This is a genomic window from Sulfurovum sp. MH2-6 (assembly GCF_058374785.1).
Map to the genome: position 1 here is coordinate 476,293 of NZ_CM178170.1, position 19,533 is coordinate 495,825.

The window sequence follows — 19,533 nt, forward strand, 5'->3', positions numbered from 1 at the left end:
TTTATTACCTTTTTTTATAATTGTAAAATATAATTAACTATATGTTACAATCACATCTTAGGATTGTAGTGTATGGGAGGAAGAAAAGTACATGGTTTTGTATGTTGATAAATTTTTCATTTTCTCATTGTCTTGAAATCTAAAGTCACAGATTTATTGAACTTCCTCTAAACCTTTTCATAGTACTTTTTTATATATTTATAATCAAATCATAGATAATAAATTCAGGAGTTACGTATGAAGCTAAGCTACCTTGTACCGGCTTTAGTCGCTTCAAGTCTGTTGCAGGCTAATGAGGTCGAAATCACTGAAGGTGTTCCTTTTGCAGAGATAGAAGCGAATGGAAAGACCTATAAAATCGAACGGGAGCAGAGGCCCGACAGTTATCTTACCAATACCTTTGCCTTGACCTCAAGGCCCTCGCCGCCGTTTTTTATAGAACCTTTTAAAGTAAGTGATCACGTAGAAACATTCGGAGAGTTGGAAGTGTTGGATTTTTTAACGCATAAAAAAGGGCTCTTTATTGATGCAAGACTGAAAAACTGGTATGAGAAAAGTGCGATCCCGGGTTCGGTGAATATCCCGTTTAAACTCTTTTTGACCGATACTCCTCAAAGAGATAAAGTGCTTACAGAGTTAGGCGGTGTAAAAAGCGGAACAGATGCCTGGGACTTTACCCATGCAAAAACGATTTTACTTTACTGTAACGGTGCATGGTGCGGACAGTCTCCTACGGCAATCAACGCACTCTCGGAGATAGGATACCCGGAAAAGAAGATGAAATACTATAGAGGCGGTATGCAGGCATGGCAACTCTTAGGCTTTACAACGATCGTACCATCACAGGAGGCAAAATAATGAAAGGGAGATTAATCGCAGCAGCATTAATGACAGGAAGTTTACTCCATGCCGGACAGTATGATAAAGTTAAGATCACACCGGATATCTCCTCTGTCTATATCTATCATAAAGGTAAAGCGGTAAAGGTTCACCGTATACAGGATACGAAGCATAAACTCACAGGAGAGTATGCCAAAACCTACAGACCGGGAACCTTTATCCAGCCGATCGATCTTAAAAACGGTGTAGAAACGATCGGAGAGGTTGAGGTGCTTAAGTTTATGAAAGAGAAGGTCAATAGGCAAAAAGGTATGCTCATTGATGTCAGAGATAAAGCACACTATAAAAAAGAGTCTATTCCATCAGCAGTGAACATTCCTGCTCAAATCAGAAACAATGATATCGCTATGCATAAGATCTTCAACTCTTTGGGTATGAAAGAACAGGAGAATGGAACCTGGGATACAAGCAGAGCATTGGAGTTGGCGATCTATTGTGACGGTATGTGGTGTAAAAAGTCTAACGATATGATAGAGAGTCTACTTGAGAGAGGATATCCGGCGGATAAGATATCCTATTATCGCGGCGGTTTCCAGATGTGGAAGATATTGGGCTTTACAACAGTAAGAAACTAGAAAGGTAATTGATGAAAAAACTACTGGAAAATATAGCGGTGGGACTCGTCATACTCCTCTCCCTGGGAGTAGTCGGGTTGGTCGTGCAGTATAATATGCTCTCTGATAATGCGAATGTAGAAACAGAGTATGAAGAGAAAATTGTAGCGTCGTTACAGAGTAAGAGCGGCAATGAAGAGAAGCAAACAAGTTATCTTGACTCTTTGGAAGGGTATGAAGAGGTTGATGTAAAAGTCGATCCTGGAACGGAAGCGTCCAATCTAAACATTGCAGTCGTCAAAGTTGAGACCAAGAAAGAGGGAGTGGTTCAGCGTATCAGCAGTGCGGTAGAGAGTGTCGAAAACAAAGAGCGTGATAAGAAAACAGATCCTGGGAAAGAGGATGCTGACCTTAATGGTACGACTGAAGCAGCGGAAGAGACTCAGAATGTGGTTGAAGCCAGTGATGAGGGGGAACTCGGTTCCGATCCCTTAAGTGAGATCGTGAGTGATATAGACTTGATCATCGATGAATCAGAGTCGCAGAAGTAGGACTTAGAGTCCTATCGCTGCTTTGATTTTCTCCATTTTTGCTGAAGCGATGGCTGAAGCTTTCTTCGCACCCTGTGCCAGGATATCCTCTACTTCATCCATATGGTCGAGGTAGTATGCTCTTTTCTCTCTGGCTTCGCCAAGCTCTTCCCAGATGAGTTCCTTGAGATATTTTTTGAAGTGACCGTATCCCTCTTTACCGCTTTTATAACGTGCCTGAAGTTCGAGTTTCTCTTCATCGTTTAAGAAGAGTGAAGCAATAGCATAGATATTGTCACCTTCCCATTCTAACGGTTCACCCAGCGGCGTAGAAGAGGAGATGATCTTGTTACATCTTTTCTGAAGCGGTTTTTCATCCATAAAGAGATCGATCGCGTTATCGTAACTCTTGCTCATCTTCTGCCCGTCAATCCCAGGGATCGTTGCCACCTCTTCTTGTACCAGGTGTTCAGGCAATATAAAGAGCTCACCGTATTCGTTATTGAACTTGGTGGCGATATCACGTGTCATCTCCACATGCTGGATCTGGTCTTTCCCTACAGGCACTTTCTCCGTGTCAAGGATCAGGATATCCGCTGCCATCAGTACAGGGTAGCTGAAGAGCGCATGGCTGGCAGGGATTCCTTTGGCAACTTTGTCCTTGTAGGAGTGTGCACGCTCAAGCAGTCCCATCGGGGTAAATTTTGAGAGTATCCAGTAAAGCTCGAGTACTTCAGGCATATGGCTTTGGACCCAGAAAGTGGTTTTGTTCGGATCGATACCGATAGAGAGGTAGTCAACTGCCGCATCGATGGTATATTGTCTAAGCGTTTGGGCATCTTTGGAAGAGGTTAGCGAGTGGTAGTTCGCGATAAATGTAAAGAGTTCATGTTCCTCTTGAAGTTCTACCATGGGTTTCATCGCTCCAAAGTAGTTTCCCAGGTGAAGTTTACCTGAAGCCTGGATTCCTGTAAGTACACGCATAGCAATATCCTAAAATTTTTTTGAGATTATAGCAGGTGAGGGCTTTAGGCTTTTATTGGTAGATTGTTTTAAGGGAAGAGTCTGTCAATTTTTTCATGAAGAGCATGAAAAATCCATGCTCTTTGATACTACTCATCGATCGTACGTTCACCGCGTTTACGTGCTTCCAGGTCCAGAGGTACCCCCTCGAAATCAAACTTGCTTCTAAAGTAGTTTGCCAGATAGCGTTTGTAACTGAAGTGCAGGAAGTTGGGACGGTTCACAATCAGTGCGATCTTCGGCGGTTTGGTTTCATATTGTGTAGCAAATTTGATCTTGACCACTGCTCCATGGTGTGACGGGATATGGTGACGGTTGATCGCTTCGCGCAGTACATCGTTGAGCTTAGAGGTTGGGATACGCTGCTTGTACCGCCCATAGATTTCAACGATCTGATCCAGTATCTTTTGTACACGTTGCCCTGTTTTTGCCGAGACGGTAATGATCGGTGCATAGTGAAGGAACTTGAGTTCATCACGGATATCTTCAATGGCCTGTTCATAACTCTTCTCTTCACGGATATCCCATTTGTTGATAACGATCAGTGAACCCAGTTTAAACTTTTCGATCAGTCCGGCTATTCTCTCATCCAGTTCGGTGACCCCTACGGTTGCATCGATCAAAAGGAGTGCAATATCCGCTTTTTCAAGCATCTCTTCGGTACGGCCTAGTGCATACTTTTCTATCCCCAGGATTTTACCTCTTCTTCTGATCCCGGCCGTATCGACAAAGGTGATCTTATAGTCGTCGTGTTCGATAGACTCATCGACCGGATCGATGGTTGTACCGGCCACATCGGAGACGATCGTCCGCTCTTCACCAACCAGTGCATTGAGAAGGGAGCTTTTCCCTGTATTGACACGCCCGATCAGCGCAACTTTGATCTCTCTGTCCTCTTCCTCCTCCTCTTCTTGGTCAAAGTGGATCTCTTCAAGCATCTCTGCGAAAGGGTCTATCTCTTCTTCCAGTTCAAGTCCGCCTTCCTCTTCTTCCTCTCTTGGCGGGATATACTCTTCAAGCCAGGTATAGAAGTCATTGAAGTAGCGGTTGTGGCTTACAGAGAGGGGGAATGTTCTTTCCGCACCGAACTCCAGAAACTCCCAGTAACGTTCCTCTTCTTTGTCATTGTCAATCTTATTGACGACAAGCGCCAGAGGTTTGTTCAGTTGCTGAAGTTTATAAAAGAGTTCTCTATCCTCCTCTTCAGGAAGTGTTTTCCCATTTACCATATAGATAATGACATCTGCTTGTTTTGCCGCATTGAGCGCATGTTCTGCTACTTTGCTGAAGAGCTCCGATGAGTAATCGATCCCTCCGGTATCAAGGATCTCAAAATCCCGGTTTCCTGAGATCGTGACCACACGTTTTTTCACATCTCTTGTGGTTCCGGACATATCGGAGGTGATAGCGTCCCGTTGTCTGGCAAGACGGTTAAACAGTGAGCTTTTACCTACATTCGGTCGTCCTATTATGGCTACTTTTTTTAGATCTGACATACATATTCTTTCTTAGTGGTTTGTATCTGTAAAAGTTAGGCTACAGCTCCCTATGAGCTATAGCAGAAGATAATTGATGTGATTATACCATATTATTGGTTTCGGCATATCATGTTTGAGGCATACTCTCCAGATAGATAGAGTGAGAAGGGAAGGCAAAGCTTGAACCGTGCTTTTCGACTATTTTCATGATTTTCAAATTGATATCTTCTCTGATTTGCAGATAGTTTTCCCAGTTTGCCGTGTTGGTAAAGGTATAAACAAAAATATTGAGAGAGGAATCACCGAAGGATTCGAAATTGACAAGAAGCGTATCATTGTGTGAAATCCCCTCATGCGTTTGGAGCATCGTTTTGATATCTTCAACAATGTTGGTGATCTGCTCTGTGGAGGTAGAGTAGGTGAGACCTACATGCATCTTGATACGTCTGATACCTCTTCTTGAAAAGTTCTCTATCGGGTTGTTGGCGATCACATGGTTGGGTACGGTGATAATGGATTTGCCAAAAGAGCGTATCTTGGTCGTACGCATACCGATATCCTCGACCACCCCTTCTACATTGTTGACGATGATCCACTCTCCTATCCTGATGGTACGGTCAGCCAGCAGTGAGAACGAGCCAAAAAGATTGGCAACGGTATCTTTGGCCGCCAAGGCGAAGGCCAGACCACCGATCCCCAGTGATGCGACCAGTGCAGTGACATTGATCCCCCATACCTGAAGCATCGCTCCCAGGCCTACACCGGCGATCAAAATTTTGATAAGTGCGAGAATAAAGTTTCCCATCTCTTTGGAGAGATCTTTATTGAACTTTCCTGTAATATCATAGACCACACCTTTCATCGCTTCGATGATGGATAGAATCGCCCAGAATACTGCATAAACGACCAGTGTCTCCAGGATACGTTTGATCGTTTCTGTCTCTTTGAAGATCAGAAGGAAAAAAAGGTGGAGACCGATCAGAATAAAGGTGAAGCTAAGGGGACCCTTGAGGGCAGAGATGATCTTGTCATCATAGTAAGTGGAAGATTTCTTTGCCAGCTTTTGCAGAAAAACCACAACGACCGAGGTGAAAACTCTACGTAAAAAAAGAAAAAGGAAAAAGACCAGAACGGCAGCTATCAGGTTGGCATAGGGGATACCCCATATGGTATTGGAGAGCACGGGGAAAGCCTCATAAACCGGTGCAAGTAACTTTTGTACTTCTGTCGGTACCCCCAGATCGAGTCCATCGATTACATTAAGTGCCATTGTTGTATTTTGTTCCATATTTTCGTTTACAGACATTGTAAATTCCCTTTCTGATCTACTTTACGTTATTATATTAAAATTAAGACTAAAATAAGCAAAGGGGCGGTTTATCGTGAGAAAGTATCTACTATTGAGTGTTTTTTTGTGGATCTCTTGGCTTGATGCACAAGTGATTGATGTAAAGTATAAAGTGAAGTTTGGGATCTTGGGAGAGTTGGGTGTTTCCCATGCGCATCTGGAAACGAATGGGGATAAGTATAAAATATCCATCAACGCCAAAGCAACAGGGATCGCAAAGACACTCAGTCGGAACAGAAAAGAGACCCATCTCTCTGAAGGATTTATCCGAAACGGCAAATACTATGCAAAAAGCTACAGTATCAAGGTGGAGTATGGAGAGAAAAAAAGAGAAAAGCTTTACACTGTAGATCATCAAAAAAAGATCGTGACCAAAATCACAAAAAAATACAGAAAAGGCAAACTGACCTCCGAAACAAAACAAACGTTAGATTTCTTCAGTACGGATGATCTACTGACACTCTATTTTAATTTGCCAAGGCTGATCAACGAAAATAGCAAGCCAGGAACTTACAGTTTTAACGCGATAGGTGCTGAGAAACAGAAAGGAAAAGTGGAAATCTATCTGCCAAAACCTAAAGAACGTGAAAAGTATGTTGATACGCTGGGTAAAGGAGAGTACCGGTATCTCACAGCGATCATCTACCAGAAGATATTCTCCAGCAGCAAAGGGGAGCTGATGCTCGCGATCGGTAAAGACGGTATTACGAAAAAAGCAGTTCTGAAAGACCTTGTGATGTTTGGTGACCTTACCGCCGAGCGTATCAAATAGTCTGCATCAGAGAGAGCTGTTTCTTCATCCCCTTCTTAGGTGAGGGGAATGCTTTTCCCTCTCCCCTCATTCTGAATCATCGATCTTTTTTTTGGTTACCAGTGCCAGATTGTTCAATCCATACTTTTGAAGTATATCAAGGACCTGGACGATTCTTTTATAGATGACCTCTTCATCTATCCTGACAATGATTGCCCTTTTCTTATCCTCGATGTTTTTCAGTACATCCTCCAGTACTTCAAGCGTCACCTCTTCGCCTCTGAATGCGAGCTGCTTTTCAGAGAGTTCAATCGTGATCTGCTCTTCCTCGATATCCAGTTCCTTTGCACTAGAGGAGGGCAGGTTAAGAAGAAGTGCCAGTTCCTCTTTTTTGAATATAGAGGTGACGATAAAAAATATGATCAGAATAAAAACAACATCAATTAACGGAGTCATCTCCGGTACAAGCGGTTCTCGTCGTCTCATAGCTGCTCCAATACCTCTTTTTCAAGTCCGATCTCAATATTTGCCAGAAGTGATATAAAGTAGTTGTACCCGATATAGTGAGGGATCGCCACGATCAGCCCGGCAACTGTAGTGACCAATGCAACGGAGATACCTGAAGAGAATACCGCCGGATCGCCGAGCCCCTGCTGACTGACAGCATCAAATGCACCCAAGACACCGACTACAGTTCCCAGAAGACCCAAAAGCGGTGCAATAGAGGCAATGGTTTTGATCGTATTCAATCCAAGTTCCAAAGCGTTGATCTGGTGATCGATCGCATTCTGCATGGCTTTCTCTTTTATGGGCAGGTCGTGTTCCCGGATAAACAGGAGGATCTCTTGGATGATCTTCTCTTTTTGCCACCTTGCGAAAATAAGAACAATAAATTTCCATAACATAATCGTAAAGCCGATAATATTTAACCCAATGAGGATATAGACAATGATGCCCCCTCTATCTACATAATGCATGATATCTAACACTTTGACCTCCTAGTTTCGTTGAATTTTATATCTGACAGGGACAATGATCGAGAGTGAGCTTCTCTTGAGCGCTTTGGGAATGGGAGGAAACGATCCGATCTCCCTGAGTATTCTCAAGGCTGCATTGTTCAATCGTTGATGGGGAGACTTTTTTGCCAAACCGATATTTCTGATCTTCCCGTCTCTGTCTATTGTGAAAGAGAGATGTACAACACCCTCCTGGTGCATTTTTTTTGCCACACTCGGATATCTTTTTTTTCGCTCTATCGCCTTCCATACTATTGAAAAATAATTTTCTCTGAAGCTTCCTCCCGGTCCGGAGAGCTCTCCCCCGGATTGGCTTCCGGAATACGCTCCTCTCTTCCGGACGGTGCCTCTTTTTTCATTTTTTTCTCCCCTCTTTTTTAGCAACTTCTTTTTTTGCTTGACGGGCTTCTTCTTTTTGACCGGCTCGGGGGCCTTTGAAGTCTCCTCTTCTATAATTGGCAGAGGCTCAGGTTCCGGTTCTGGTTCCACTTCTGGTTCCACTTCTGGTTCTGGTTCCGGTTCCGGTTCTGGTTCTGGTTCTGGTTCTGGTTCCGGTTCCGGAGGAGTTTCTTCATGAAGCGCTTCGGGGAGAGGGGAATCACTCAGAGATTCGGTCACAGGTTCGGTATCTTTGAGGCAGGCTCTTTGGAGGTTTATCACGGTAGAGACCTTTCCTGCAGAGGGCAGTGCTATATGTATCTGCTCTACCTTGTATGCGTTCAGCAGATAGGTATGGAATAGTACGACAATAACAAATGAAGCGAAGAGACTGGCCTTGGTATTCATATGCTTAGGCTTGCTCCCTTAAAAAGAGGAGCGAAATAGAGCGTGGAAACTCTACGCTGTTTCAATAGTGGGTTCAAATATGATTTGAATCGTTTCATGATATCGATGATACTTCCCCCCTCCTGGACCTCATACTGACTTCCCTGACAGTCATATTGAGATTATTGCTACTATTATAACCTTTTCAAGGTTGAATTTAAAGTGACTATTCCTATTTTTCTTTAGAGGTCAGAGGATAAATCGAGAGAATCAGGCCGGGAAAATCAGTTTGGAATTGATCTGTGGTGCATGGAGGTGTATCACAATTTAGTTGTTTCTCTTCAACAGAGGAGGCACATGACTAGTCACGTTTGTATTGTGCCCGTAGTACAAACGCTATTACCTTCTCATCACTCATCTCACAAGGTTTCAGCATGCCGCCTTTCATCGTGGGGTAGTAGTTTCCGCTGATGATATCGTTTCCTCCGAGCTCCTCTGCGTAGATTTTGATGAGCTTACCCTTCAGCAAGGTCTCTTTGCGAAGCAGGTAGCGTCTGTTTTGGTAACATAGATCATTGGCACCATCGGGAAGCGCTAAAAGTCTGGTATAAAATTCTGTTTCATTCATAGGTGTCATTATGCAAAAAGTAGTTGAAATGCAGCAGGTAAAGCGCTAAACTTTTTAGCGCTTTGAGGTAATAGTGATCAATCTACCCACTGGGGTCTGTGATGGTTTTTTTCACTATAGGAAAATGAATCGTCATACTCATCCTCTTCATCATCCATCCAGCCGAATATCTCATCGGTAAAGATTCTCGCATATCCCAACGCTTCAAGCATCTCATCCAGTTCAGAGAGACTTGCCTGTGTTTTTTTGTAATGCGATATAAGCGTTTCCATATCTTCTGTTTCCACGCCATAACTCTTTAGGGTAAATTCCATATCTTTTAGTGTCATCGTATCGTCCTCTTCAGAGCTTCATTTCTAATAAAGTTGTTTGAGAGGATACTGTGAAAAAATGGATCGTTTTCACTTTGGTGATGCCTCCAACATCAACATCTAACTATAGAGATATCATTGATATCTTATTATACGGGTACGTATCGAAATGACCGTCCAACATAAACCTGAATCTATTAAAAATTATACTCTGAAAAATGAATTTTGCAGCTAAAAAGTTGATTAATTTTTATACGCCCGATATTAAGCAGAGTTGGATTAAGATTTCAGATAGCCAAGCTGCCTAAGAGAAGGGGAGTAAAGGATGATATAATGGACCTATATATTTAGGATAATCCCTTCTCAGTAAGTGGTAAGTATAGGGTATAAAGTTGAGGAGAACACGCCTCGCATTTAACAGGTAGAATAGGAAAAAGTATGCAAGAGAGTGAGCTGGAAGTACTACAAAAGCGCATTAGTCTTTTAGAAAAAGAGAATCAGGAGTTAAAAGAGCAGTCATCAGAGGCAATAAAAGTTGTCGATCAGATCAAAGCGCTTGAATATTATCAGGCCGAGATGATCAAGCTGCAGCAGCATATTGAAAAACACGGTAAGAAGCTGATCATACTGTTTGAAGGCAGGGATGCTGCAGGAAAAGGAAGTCTGATCGGGACAGTTTCCCGTTATATGAATCCGAAACATTATCGTATCGTAGCGCTGGGGAAGCCCACTTCTGAGCAGAAGACACAGTGGTACTATCAAAGATATGTAGAGCATTTCCCTTCAGCGGGTGAGATCATTCTTTTTGACCGCAGCTGGTATAACCGTGCCATGGTTGAACCGGTATTCGGTTTTTGTACGCCTGAAGAGTATCGGTGGTTTATGAATGATGTCACAGGATTTGAGAGGTCTTTGAGCAGACAGGGCGTGATCTTGATAAAGCTCTACCTGAGTGTCAAGAAGTCTGTACAGGCCGAGCGTTTTGAACAGAGAAGAGTCGATCCGTTGAGACAGTGGAAACTCAGTGAGATAGACCTGCAGGCACAGGAGCTTTGGGATGAGTTCAGCAAGATGAAGTATAAGATGTTCCAGAAGACAGATCACAAATACGGGCCATGGCATGTCATCCGTTCAAACGACAAGCACAAAGCAAGGATCGAAGCGATGAAACTGATCCTGAACCATTTTGACTATGAAGAGAGAAACCCGACACTCAGTTTTGATTATGAACCGGGTATCGTTGTCTCTTTGGAGGATGAACTTAAAATGATGGAGAACAACAGACCGGATCTTTTTTGGAAAGAGTAGGGCTTTTAGAGATATCTTAGCAAGATATGCTACACTTCCAAAAATTTTAAAAGGTCAAGTGTGAAAAAGTATCTTCTGGGCATCGATCGGGGTATCTTGTATATGATCATCGCTTCGCTCTCTTTTGCCGTGATGGGTGGGTTTGCCAAAGTAGTCAGCGAGATACTTCCCCCTGTTGAGGTGACTTTTTTCCGTAATGTATTTGGTGTGATACTTGTAGGGTATGCGATCTACAAATCCCCGCTCAAGCAGATAGGCGGAAAGCCCCTGCTGCTGCTCTTTCGCGGGGTGATGGGCTTTTCCGCACTTCTGGCCTATTTTTATATCATCGCTTATATCCCTTTGGGAGAGGCTGTCACTTACAATAAAACCTCTCCGATCTTTGTGGCGATTTTTGCCTTTTTATTTTTAAAAGAGAAGCTTCCCGGATCTGCAGTTTTTGCTGTATTGCTCGGATTTACCGGAATCCTGTTGATCGCACAGCCTGAGGGTGGTGTCTTTGACAAGTACGACATACTGGGTATCTTCTCCGGACTGGGTGCAGCGTTGGCTTATACCTCCATCCGTGAACTGAGACAGTACTATGATACCAGGGCGATCGTGATGAGCTTTATGGGGGTGGGGACGGTGGCACCGTTGCTGCTGATGTTGGTGACGCCCTATGTCGATCCGCCAAAAGAGCTGGATTTTATGTTTGCAACATTTGTGATGCCGGAGGGCATACTCTGGTTTTATATTTTGATGATGGGACTCTCTGCTACCTTTTCACAGATCTTGATGACCAAAGCGTATGAACATACCAAAGCAGGGATTGTCGGGACCATCAGCTACTCCAATATCGTTTTTGCACTGATTATCGGGATAATGCTGGGAGATCCGATACCTGATATTTGGACCTTTTTGGGTATACTGTTGGTCATTACTTCAGGGCTGATGGTAGCCCTTGGCAAAAAATAGTCTCTATTTTTCTAAAACGGGTGTTGAAGCGTTGAGAGGGAATCATGGAGTGATTTCCTCTCATCATGTTTTGGCATAGAAGCGGAAGGAATTGATAATGGGTGTTGCTCATTATTGTGTGAGATAACAATGAGGAGAAAAAAATGATTATGATCGCCGGACCATGTGTCCTTGAAAGCCGTGACAATGTGATGAGGATCGCAGAGTCACTCAGTAAATATCATGAAGACTGCACGAAAGATTTTTACTTTAAAGCGAGTTTTGACAAGGCAAACCGTACGAGCCTTGACAGCTTTAGAGGACCGGGACTGGATGAAGGACTGAAACTGCTTGCTGAGGTGAAAGAGCAGTTTGGGTACAAGATACTTACCGATGTACATGATTATACTCAGCCTGCTGCTGCTGCAGAGGTGGCGGATGTACTTCAGATCCCTGCATTTTTGTGTCGTCAGACCGACCTGCTTGTTGCAGCGGCAAAAACCGACGCAGTGGTCAATATCAAGAAAGGGCAGTTTCTTGCGCCTCAGGCGATGGAACACTCTGTTGCCAAGGTACTCAAGACCAGAGGGTTTGACGGAGAAGTAAGTTACGAAAATGCCGAGAAATACAAGGTATGGCTCACCGAACGCGGTTCAACATTTGGCTACGGTAACTTGATCGTGGATATGCGCGGACTTGTAACGATGAGAGAGTTTGCTCCTGTGGTCTTTGATGCAACCCACTCCGTGCAGTCTCCGGCAAGCGGTGGTGCGACAAGCGGTGGGGACAGTTCAATGGTACCTTATCTCTCACGTGCAGCAGCTGCAGTAGGTGTAGACGGGTTCTTTTTTGAAACACATTTTGATCCGAGTATTGCGCTGAGTGACGGACCGAATATGATAGAGCTTAAGAAACTTGAAGCATTGATGGAACAGATCGATGCAATACGCTCGATTGTGGAGTAAGTATTCAGTTCGTTAGGTTAGTTTTTGTTATAATCAGAAAATTTTAAAACAGTAGTGTGAAAGGTAGATAAATATGACAGTAGTAGAAGGTCATTTAAGCGTAGACAGAAGTAAAAAAGTAGCGATCATTAATGCAAGATTTAACCACTTTATCACTGATAGACTGGTAGAGGGTGCAAAAGATGTATATGCAAGACACGGGGGAAACCCTGAAGAGCTTGACCTGATCCTGGTACCGGGTGCATTTGAGATCCCGTTTGCGCTGGATAAAGCCCTGTCCTCAGGTAAGTATGACGCAGTATGTTGTCTGGGTGCAGTGATCCGTGGTGCGACACCTCACTTTGATTATGTATCGGCAGAAGCAACAAAAGGTGTGGCGAATGTAACCCTGAAACACGGTAAACCGGCAACATTCGGTGTATTGACAGTCGACAGCATCGAACAGGCGATTGAGAGAGCAGGTACAAAAGCCGGGAACAAAGGCGGTGAGGCGATGGCCGGGCTGATCGAACTGATGAATTTATATAGTGAGCTTGAAAAATAAGCTCACAAAATTGAGGACGCTTTTAAAGCAAAGCTCTAAAAGCTACGCTAACGCTGTGTTAACTTCAGCAGTTGGCTCACGCGACTAGTCGCGTTTAAAAATAAGTCAAATAGGAATATTATGGCAACAAGACATCAAGCACGTACAGCAGTAGTAGGTCTGCTCTATGCGTATGACCTGGGTAATGAAAATATCGCTAAATTTTCGGATGAGATTCTTGAAGAGGATAAGATCCGTAATAAACAAAAAGAGTTTTCAAATACACTTTTTCACGGAACTGTAGAGAATTTAGAGATGATCGATACAGAGGTCCAGAAACACCTCAAAGAGTGGGACTATGATGCGATCGGTAAGGTAGAAAAAGCGATCCTTCGTCTGGGTGCCTATGAGATTCTGGTAGCAAAGACTGATAGAGCGATCATTATCAACGAAGCGGTAGAACTGGCGAAAGAGTTGGCTGATGACAAATCACCAAAGTTCATCAACGGAGTACTTGATGCCATTGGAAAATAGTATTTTCCAATGACAAATGAGGAATGACAAATGAGGAATGAAAAATGAGGAATGAAAAACTAATGTATGCATTTTTTCAAAACGCTATGAATAGAGGTATTGCTCTGCAATACAATCCGACACTCATCACTCATCACTCATCACTCATCACTAAAAACTCCCAAAGGAGTTTTTTATGCGTATGAGTATCGATGAAGCGGTAGAACTTATCGAAAAAGCAGACCTTAAAACGTTGGGGAAGATGGCCTATGCGCGTAAGCAGGAGCTGCATCCCAAAGGGGTGACTACCTTTGTCGTAGACCGCAATATCAACTATACCAATATCTGCTGGGTAGACTGTAAGTTCTGTGCATTCTATACGCATGAGAAAAAAGAGAATGCCTATATCCTCACTTTTGATGAGATCGATGAAAAGATCGAAGAGTTACTGGCGATCGGCGGTACACAGATACTTTTCCAGGGAGGCGTGCATCCAAAGCTTGAGATCGAGTGGTACGAGGATCTGGTAGAGCATATCCATAAGAAGTATCCGCAGGTGACGATCCACGGTTTCTCGGCGATCGAGATAGACTATATCGCCCGCCGTTCCAATATCTCTATCTCTGAAGTACTTCGTCGTCTGAGAGACAAAGGGCTTAGTTCTATCCCTGGTGCGGGTGCTGAGATACTCAGTGACCGTGTGCGTGACATCATCGCACCGAAGAAACTGGATAAAGATACATGGCTGGAAGTACACAGAGAGGCACATAAGCTTGGTATCAAGTCTACTGCTACGATGATGTACGGTACGGTAGAGACAACCAGAGAGATCGTAGAGCACTGGGATATGGTACGCCAGCTGCAAGAAGAGACAGGCGGTTTCAGGGCATTTATCATGTGGTCATACCAGAGTGACAATACACAGCTTAAACGTGAATTGCCGACAATTGAAAAGACGACTTCAAATCTTTATCTGCGTTACCTGGCTGTTGCCAGACTCTTTTTGGATAATGTTAAAAATATCCAAAGTTCCTGGGTAACCCAAGGCTCTTATATCGGTCAGATGGCGCTGCTTTTTGGTGCGAACGATCTGGGTTCAACGATGATGGAAGAGAATGTCGTATCGGCTGCAGGAGCCAAAAACCAGATGAACCAGGAAGAGATGATCAACCTGATCAAGGATGTAGGGGAAAATCCGGCCAAGCGTAACACCGCGTACGAAATTTTGGAGAGATTTTATCAGTAGTTCTCTCTCCAGACTCTCCAAAAGGTTTTTTAATGAAACAGATCATTACACTATTAGTTTTACTGCAAGGAGTATTGATGGCGTCAAGCATCAATGAAGTCAACGTTAAAGACAGCACAGTGTCTATTGTCTATGAGGGAGGTGATTATGTTCCTATCGTCTCCATCCAGTTTGTATTTACGGGAGCCGGGCACCTGAGCAATACCAAGGACGGGATCGCAGAGATGTCTGCAAAACTTCTCAATGAAGGAACAAAGAAAGAGGGCTCCGTTGGCTTTGCAACAAAGCTTGATGCGCGTGCGGTAGATATCCATAGCAGTGTAGGGCGGGAGAGTTTTGTGATCGAGGTTTCTGCACTGAAGAGTGAGTTTGCCTATGCGATAGAACGGCTCAAAGAGTTACTGAAAGATCCTAACTATACCGAGGAGGCTTTTGATCAGATCAAACGCCAGAAGATCGGTTGGCTTCATCAGAAGGAGAGTGACTTTGACTATATCTCTGCTACGGCTCTGCGTGCAGAGCTTTTCAAAGGGACGGCTTTAGCAAGACCTTATAATGGTACGTTTGAAAGTATCGAGACGATTACGCTGGATGATCTTCAGCAATTTATTCAGAGACATGTCGGGTATAACAACGCTATCGCCGTTGTGGGCGGGGATATTTCTGTCGATGAAGCAAAAGCGTACACCCGTGAGGTACTGAGTCTGCTCCCAAAGGTGGATACCAAAGAGGTTATGCAGATCCAAGCCTCAGATAAGAGAAGGACCGTCTATAGTGATGAGGAGACGCAGCAGGCCTATATCTATTTTGGTGCACCGTTTGACTACAGCTACAGAGAAAAAGACCAGTATAAAGCGAAGATCGCCGAGTATCTGCTTGGCGGCGGAGGGTTCGGTACACGTATGATGGAAGAGATCCGTGTGAAACGCGGGCTAACTTACGGGGTATATGCTTCTCTCCGACGTACCAAAAGCGTATCCTATATGAGCGGGTATCTTCAGACCAAGCTCTCTACACAGGATGAAGCGATGCAGCTTATCCAGGAGGTCGTTGATACCTTCATCGCCAAAGGGATCACACAGGATGAGCTGGATAGAGCGAAGCAGTTCCTTGTAGGAAGCGAACCGCTGCGTACAGAGACCCTCTCTCAAAGGCTTAACCGTGCCTATAATGAATTCTATTATGAAAGACCATTAGGATTCTCCAAAGAGCAGTTAAAACAGCTGGAGGCAGTCTCTCTTGAAGAGATGAATGCATTCATCTCTTCGCATAAAGAGCTCTCTAACATCACCTTTAGTGTCGTGACCAAAAAGGAAGAGAGTAAAAAGTAAGATGTCAATTTGACATATTTTCTTCTTCCCTTTTTCAAACTTTTGTATAATGGTTAAAAACAAAAGGAAGGAGAAGAAGTGGAAGAGGCAAAACAGCTTTTTAAAAAGCTCAAGATCCATTCCCTACTGGATCTTGCACTCATTACCCCTGCTTCTTACAATGATACGACACTCTCCAGCGACTTCCAGTTAGGGAAGGTCGGTACCTATGAGGCAACGGTAAAAGATGTCAGTGTAATGGGAGGCAAGTTACGGGTCAACTTTATCCTGAAACCTTCAGGAAGATATCTCTCTTCCACTTTTTTCCGTACCACCCCCTATCACCATAAACTTTTTACCGTAGGCTCACATCACTATATCCAGGGACGGATTGAAGAGTATCGGGGATATCTTCAGATGTCACAGCCAAAATCGATCAAAGAGATCGGAAAGATCACCCCCAAGTATAAAACGGTACTCAAGGAGAGTGAGATCAGGGCACTGATTGAGTGTTATATCAATGAACGAAACCTTTATAATGAAGGACTGGACTCCAAAGAGGTGGCGACACTGATGTGGATTCATTTCCCTAAGAGTATCGAGCAGGTCTATGAAAACGGTACCTTTAGAAGTGAGATCATCTCTGTATTAAAATTTATAGAAGCCTATAATCATCTTAAAAAGATGAAAGGGAAAAGGATTGATTTTCCCGCACTCCATGCACTGCATGGTGATATAGAGCCTTTTGTAAAGAGTCTGCCGTTTCAGTTGACACAAGAGCAGCAAAGTGTGATCGCACAGATCCAAAAAGATTTGTCCAGAGAGGATAAGGCAGCCAAACGTATGGTGGTAGGTGATGTAGGATCGGGGAAAACCATGGTGATACTCGCTTCAGCGATGATGGCACTGCCTTACAGAAGTATCCTGATGGCTCCAACCTCCCTTCTGGCACTGCAACTCTATGAAGAGGCGTGCAAGCATCTGCCCAAAGAGGTAAACGTCTCTTTGGTGATGCAGGGGCATAACCATGGGGATTACAGGGAGGCTGATTTCATTATCGGGACCCATGCACTGCTCTATAAAGAGGATCTGCCTGATGCTGCACTGGTGATGGTCGATGAACAGCATCGGTTCGGTACACAGCAGAGACAGGGACTTGAAGCTCTGATCAGCAAGGGGGGAAAGAAGCGGGCACACATTGTGCAGTTCTCTGCAACACCGATCCCGAGAACACAGGCGATGATGGATTCCGCACTCCTGGATGTCAGCCTTATCACGACGACACCGTTTGAAAAAGACATCACGACACAAACCATCTCTAAACCGGACTTTCCGGCTCTGCTGACACATATCAAAGAGGAGATTGCAGAAGATCATCAGGTCCTCATCATCTATCCGCTGGTGGAAGAGAGCAGTGAAATCCCTTATCAGTCCCTGGAAGAGAGCAGGGGATTTTGGGAAAATAAATTTGAGGATGTCTATGTCACACATGGCAAAGACAAGGAGAAAGAGGAGGTACTGTTGGAGTTTAGAGAGAAGGGTAAAATACTTCTCGCTACGACTGTCGTGGAGGTCGGTATCTCTCTACCGAGACTTACATTGATCGTGATCGTAGGGGCAGAACGTCTCGGATTGGCGACACTGCATCAGCTTCGCGGAAGGGTCGGTCGTAACGGGCTGAAGAGCTGGTGTTATCTCTATAGTAATGCACCAGCCAATGAACGGTTGGTACAGTTTTCAAAAACCAACAACGGTTTTGATATCGCCAAACTTGATCTGAAGTTTCGTAACAGTGGTGATATCCTGGATGGGACGATACAGAGCGGACAGAAGCTCAGATGGCTTGATATGGCTGAAGATGAGCAGATCATTGGATCTGCCCAACAGAGGCTCTCCGGAAATGAGTTGTAATTATTTTAACTTGTATCTCAGGTTGATGGTAGAACGGAAGTCACTCTTTTCCACATTCTGATAAGGTGTTGTGTTGTAGTGATGCATCAGGTCTAGAGAGAGGGTGATATTTTCCGTGATGAGACTGTTCAGCTGCAGTGTCTGCGAGACCGTATAATCTGAAAAATCCTCTATATTGGGTTGATAGTAGCCAAGATAGGTTACATTCACATGGGCATTGAACTTCTTTAAAAAAGAGATATAGGTGTTGAGTTTGGCGCGTCTGTAGATAGGATTCTCTTCGGCTAGCTCATCCGGTCTTTGGTATTCATAGAAAATACCTGTACCAAGATAGAACTTGTCAAACCCTATATTCAATTTTCTTCTGATATTTGTTCCTGCAAGATTTCGTATGCGGATATTTTGAAACTCGTTAAACTCTGTTTGATAGAAGATCTCATAGTCATAGCTATCCTCGACAAGTGTATGGATATAGCGAAGATGTATCATCCCGTCATTGGTGTCCTTTTCTCCGTTGGATTCCCCGTAACTATAGGCAGCGATAAAGTAGAGCAGCCACGCTTCACTGTTATACTGTCCTTTGGTGGAAGTACCGACAGAGGCCTTATCACTGTTACCGCTATTGTAATCGGCATTGAGGGAGACTTCCGTATTGATCCCCTCTTTTTCTCCGATCACAGGAGGTTCTACATTGATAAAACCATATCCAAGCGAGCTGAAGAACAGTGTGGTAAAAAAGATTTTTTTAAACATAGGTTGCCCTTGAAAAAGAAATAGCGATATGGTACCTTACTCCCTATGAAAAAAAAGAGGTAAAAGAAAAATTTGTGGAGGGAAATGGAGATAAGAGCAAAGCGTTCTTTGCTCTTATGATGTTTTTAGTATAGACCGAATCTGCCGTCCGCTCTTTTGTACATGACTCTCATATTACCGTCATTATCGTTAAAAACGATGAATTGTCGTTTTTTCTCTGCTTTGAGTGCATCGATCGCTTCATCAAAGTCAAGCGGTTTATGAAGCTCAAGGTCCATTGGTACGATTTCAATCTCTTCAGCTGACATCTCAGCTACGGCTTCAGCCTCTTCTCCAAGATCTTTAAAGCTCATGATTTTATGGTCTTTGATCTTTTCAGCATGTCTTCTGAGTGATTTTTTCATTCTCTCGATCGCAAGATCAATAGCCGCATATACATCTTTGTCATTTTGTGTGATTACAAGTGTATTTTTATCTTTAAGGTTGATGATGAACTCTGTACTGAAACCTTTTTTACCATTTTTCTCATTGGCAGAGATGACGGTACTTGCCGAGATAATGTCAAGATGATATTTGTTTAGTCCTTCAACTGCAGCTTCAGCATAGGCTTTGATCGCATCTGTAAGTTCAAAATGTCTTCCCGTAATACTTGTATTCATAGTAAATCCTTTTATTAAGATGACTTGTCTAACTTGTCAATCATTTATTGACAAACTATCTTACTGGAGTTTTCACTGTCGTGTGCACACCAGGAGGATCAACAA

At 43.6% G+C, this 19,533-nt stretch carries 21 protein-coding genes and 1 pseudogene; 12 read left to right on the forward strand and 10 right to left on the reverse strand.

Features of this window, described 5'->3' with window-relative positions; all coding sequences use genetic code 11:
• Positions 1-237 precede the first annotated feature (237 nt).
• The 3 genes from AC4JOV_RS02310 to AC4JOV_RS02320 are packed head-to-tail and all read left to right on the forward strand — an operon-like array spanning position 238 to position 2,005.
• Entirely contained in the window at positions 238-858 is a 621-nt protein-coding gene (locus AC4JOV_RS02310; RefSeq protein ID WP_229936733.1) for a rhodanese-like domain-containing protein, read from the forward strand.
• Positions 858-1,475, forward strand: a complete 618-nt coding sequence (locus AC4JOV_RS02315) for a rhodanese-like domain-containing protein (RefSeq protein ID WP_229936732.1) — start codon at positions 858-860, stop codon at positions 1,473-1,475. The genes AC4JOV_RS02310 and AC4JOV_RS02315 overlap by 1 nt, the downstream gene beginning before the upstream one ends.
• A gap of 11 nt (positions 1,476-1,486) precedes the next feature.
• Positions 1,487-2,005 carry a hypothetical protein gene (locus AC4JOV_RS02320; protein ID WP_229936731.1) on the forward strand — a complete coding sequence of 173 codons (519 nt, stop codon included), beginning with the start codon at positions 1,487-1,489 and terminating at the stop codon, positions 2,003-2,005.
• 3 nt (positions 2,006-2,008) lie between these two features.
• Here the strand turns inward: AC4JOV_RS02320 and trpS are convergent, their stop codons facing one another.
• The 3 genes from trpS to AC4JOV_RS02335 form a co-directional block, all read right to left on the reverse strand.
• Entirely contained in the window at positions 2,009-2,968 is a 960-nt protein-coding gene (gene trpS, locus AC4JOV_RS02325; RefSeq protein WP_229936730.1) for a tryptophan--tRNA ligase, read from the reverse strand.
• A 128-nt stretch (positions 2,969-3,096) separates the two neighbouring features.
• Positions 3,097-4,503 carry a ribosome biogenesis GTPase Der gene (gene der / locus AC4JOV_RS02330; protein WP_229936729.1) on the reverse strand — a complete coding sequence of 469 codons (1,407 nt, stop codon included), beginning with the start codon at positions 4,501-4,503 and terminating at the stop codon, positions 3,097-3,099.
• A 109-nt stretch (positions 4,504-4,612) separates the two neighbouring features.
• Positions 4,613-5,791 carry a mechanosensitive ion channel family protein gene (locus AC4JOV_RS02335; RefSeq protein WP_229936728.1) on the reverse strand — a complete coding sequence of 393 codons (1,179 nt, stop codon included), beginning with the start codon at positions 5,789-5,791 and terminating at the stop codon, positions 4,613-4,615.
• A gap of 76 nt (positions 5,792-5,867) precedes the next feature.
• Here AC4JOV_RS02335 and AC4JOV_RS02340 point away from each other — a divergent pair, with 76 nt between their 5' ends.
• Positions 5,868-6,605, forward strand: a complete 738-nt coding sequence (locus tag AC4JOV_RS02340) for a DUF3108 domain-containing protein (RefSeq protein ID WP_229936727.1) — start codon at positions 5,868-5,870, stop codon at positions 6,603-6,605.
• Between the two features lie 66 nt (positions 6,606-6,671).
• Here the strand turns inward: AC4JOV_RS02340 and AC4JOV_RS02345 are convergent, their stop codons facing one another.
• The 5 genes from AC4JOV_RS02345 to AC4JOV_RS02365 form a co-directional block, all read right to left on the reverse strand.
• Positions 6,672-7,070, reverse strand: coding sequence for an ExbD/TolR family protein (locus AC4JOV_RS02345; protein WP_229936726.1), 399 nt, complete (start codon positions 7,068-7,070; stop codon positions 6,672-6,674).
• Positions 7,067-7,573 carry a MotA/TolQ/ExbB proton channel family protein gene (locus AC4JOV_RS02350; protein WP_229936725.1) on the reverse strand — a complete coding sequence of 169 codons (507 nt, stop codon included), beginning with the start codon at positions 7,571-7,573 and terminating at the stop codon, positions 7,067-7,069. The genes AC4JOV_RS02345 and AC4JOV_RS02350 overlap by 4 nt, the downstream gene beginning before the upstream one ends.
• A gap of 9 nt (positions 7,574-7,582) precedes the next feature.
• A complete protein-coding gene (locus AC4JOV_RS02355; protein WP_229936724.1) occupies positions 7,583-8,386 on the reverse strand; it encodes an energy transducer TonB in 804 nt (267 codons plus the stop codon).
• A 340-nt stretch (positions 8,387-8,726) separates the two neighbouring features.
• On the reverse strand, positions 8,727-8,993 hold the full coding sequence (locus tag AC4JOV_RS02360) for a hypothetical protein (RefSeq protein ID WP_229936723.1): 267 nt from the start codon (positions 8,991-8,993) through the stop codon (positions 8,727-8,729).
• 77 nt (positions 8,994-9,070) lie between these two features.
• Positions 9,071-9,322, reverse strand: a complete 252-nt coding sequence (locus tag AC4JOV_RS02365) for a hypothetical protein (protein WP_229936722.1) — start codon at positions 9,320-9,322, stop codon at positions 9,071-9,073.
• 420 nt (positions 9,323-9,742) lie between these two features.
• Between AC4JOV_RS02365 and ppk2 the strand changes: the two genes are divergently transcribed.
• The 8 genes and pseudogenes from ppk2 (at position 9,743) to recG (ending at position 18,016) form a co-directional block, all read left to right on the forward strand.
• Positions 9,743-10,612, forward strand: a complete 870-nt coding sequence (gene ppk2 / locus AC4JOV_RS02370; protein WP_229936721.1) for a polyphosphate kinase 2 — start codon at positions 9,743-9,745, stop codon at positions 10,610-10,612.
• A 60-nt stretch (positions 10,613-10,672) separates the two neighbouring features.
• Complete coding sequence (locus AC4JOV_RS02375) at positions 10,673-11,569, forward strand: DMT family transporter (RefSeq protein ID WP_256444091.1); 897 nt, start codon at positions 10,673-10,675, stop codon at positions 11,567-11,569.
• 140 nt (positions 11,570-11,709) lie between these two features.
• A pseudogene (gene kdsA, locus AC4JOV_RS02380) lies at positions 11,710-12,513 on the forward strand (3-deoxy-8-phosphooctulonate synthase); the annotation flags it as partial.
• 73 nt (positions 12,514-12,586) lie between these two features.
• The gene (ribH, locus tag AC4JOV_RS02385) at positions 12,587-13,057 is read left to right on the forward strand and encodes a 6,7-dimethyl-8-ribityllumazine synthase (RefSeq protein WP_229936719.1); all 471 of its coding nucleotides are present in this window, start codon (positions 12,587-12,589) and stop codon (positions 13,055-13,057) included.
• A gap of 120 nt (positions 13,058-13,177) precedes the next feature.
• Positions 13,178-13,570 (forward strand): transcription antitermination factor NusB, encoded by a 393-nt coding sequence (nusB, locus tag AC4JOV_RS02390; protein ID WP_229936718.1) that lies wholly within the window; start codon positions 13,178-13,180, stop codon positions 13,568-13,570.
• Positions 13,571-13,745: 175 nt separating this feature from the next.
• Positions 13,746-14,795, forward strand: coding sequence for a dehypoxanthine futalosine cyclase (locus AC4JOV_RS02395; RefSeq protein ID WP_229936717.1), 1,050 nt, complete (start codon positions 13,746-13,748; stop codon positions 14,793-14,795).
• A 32-nt stretch (positions 14,796-14,827) separates the two neighbouring features.
• A complete protein-coding gene (locus tag AC4JOV_RS02400; RefSeq protein ID WP_229936716.1) occupies positions 14,828-16,126 on the forward strand; it encodes a M16 family metallopeptidase in 1,299 nt (432 codons plus the stop codon).
• A gap of 78 nt (positions 16,127-16,204) precedes the next feature.
• Positions 16,205-18,016, forward strand: coding sequence for an ATP-dependent DNA helicase RecG (gene recG, locus AC4JOV_RS02405; RefSeq protein WP_229936715.1), 1,812 nt, complete (start codon positions 16,205-16,207; stop codon positions 18,014-18,016).
• Here recG and AC4JOV_RS02410 read toward each other — a convergent pair whose 3' ends face one another.
• Complete coding sequence (locus AC4JOV_RS02410) at positions 18,017-18,769, reverse strand: DUF481 domain-containing protein (RefSeq protein WP_229936714.1); 753 nt, start codon at positions 18,767-18,769, stop codon at positions 18,017-18,019.
• A gap of 125 nt (positions 18,770-18,894) precedes the next feature.
• The gene (hpf, locus tag AC4JOV_RS02415) at positions 18,895-19,428 is read right to left on the reverse strand and encodes a ribosome hibernation-promoting factor, HPF/YfiA family (RefSeq protein WP_229936713.1); all 534 of its coding nucleotides are present in this window, start codon (positions 19,426-19,428) and stop codon (positions 18,895-18,897) included.
• Between the last annotated feature and the right edge of the window lie 105 nt (positions 19,429-19,533).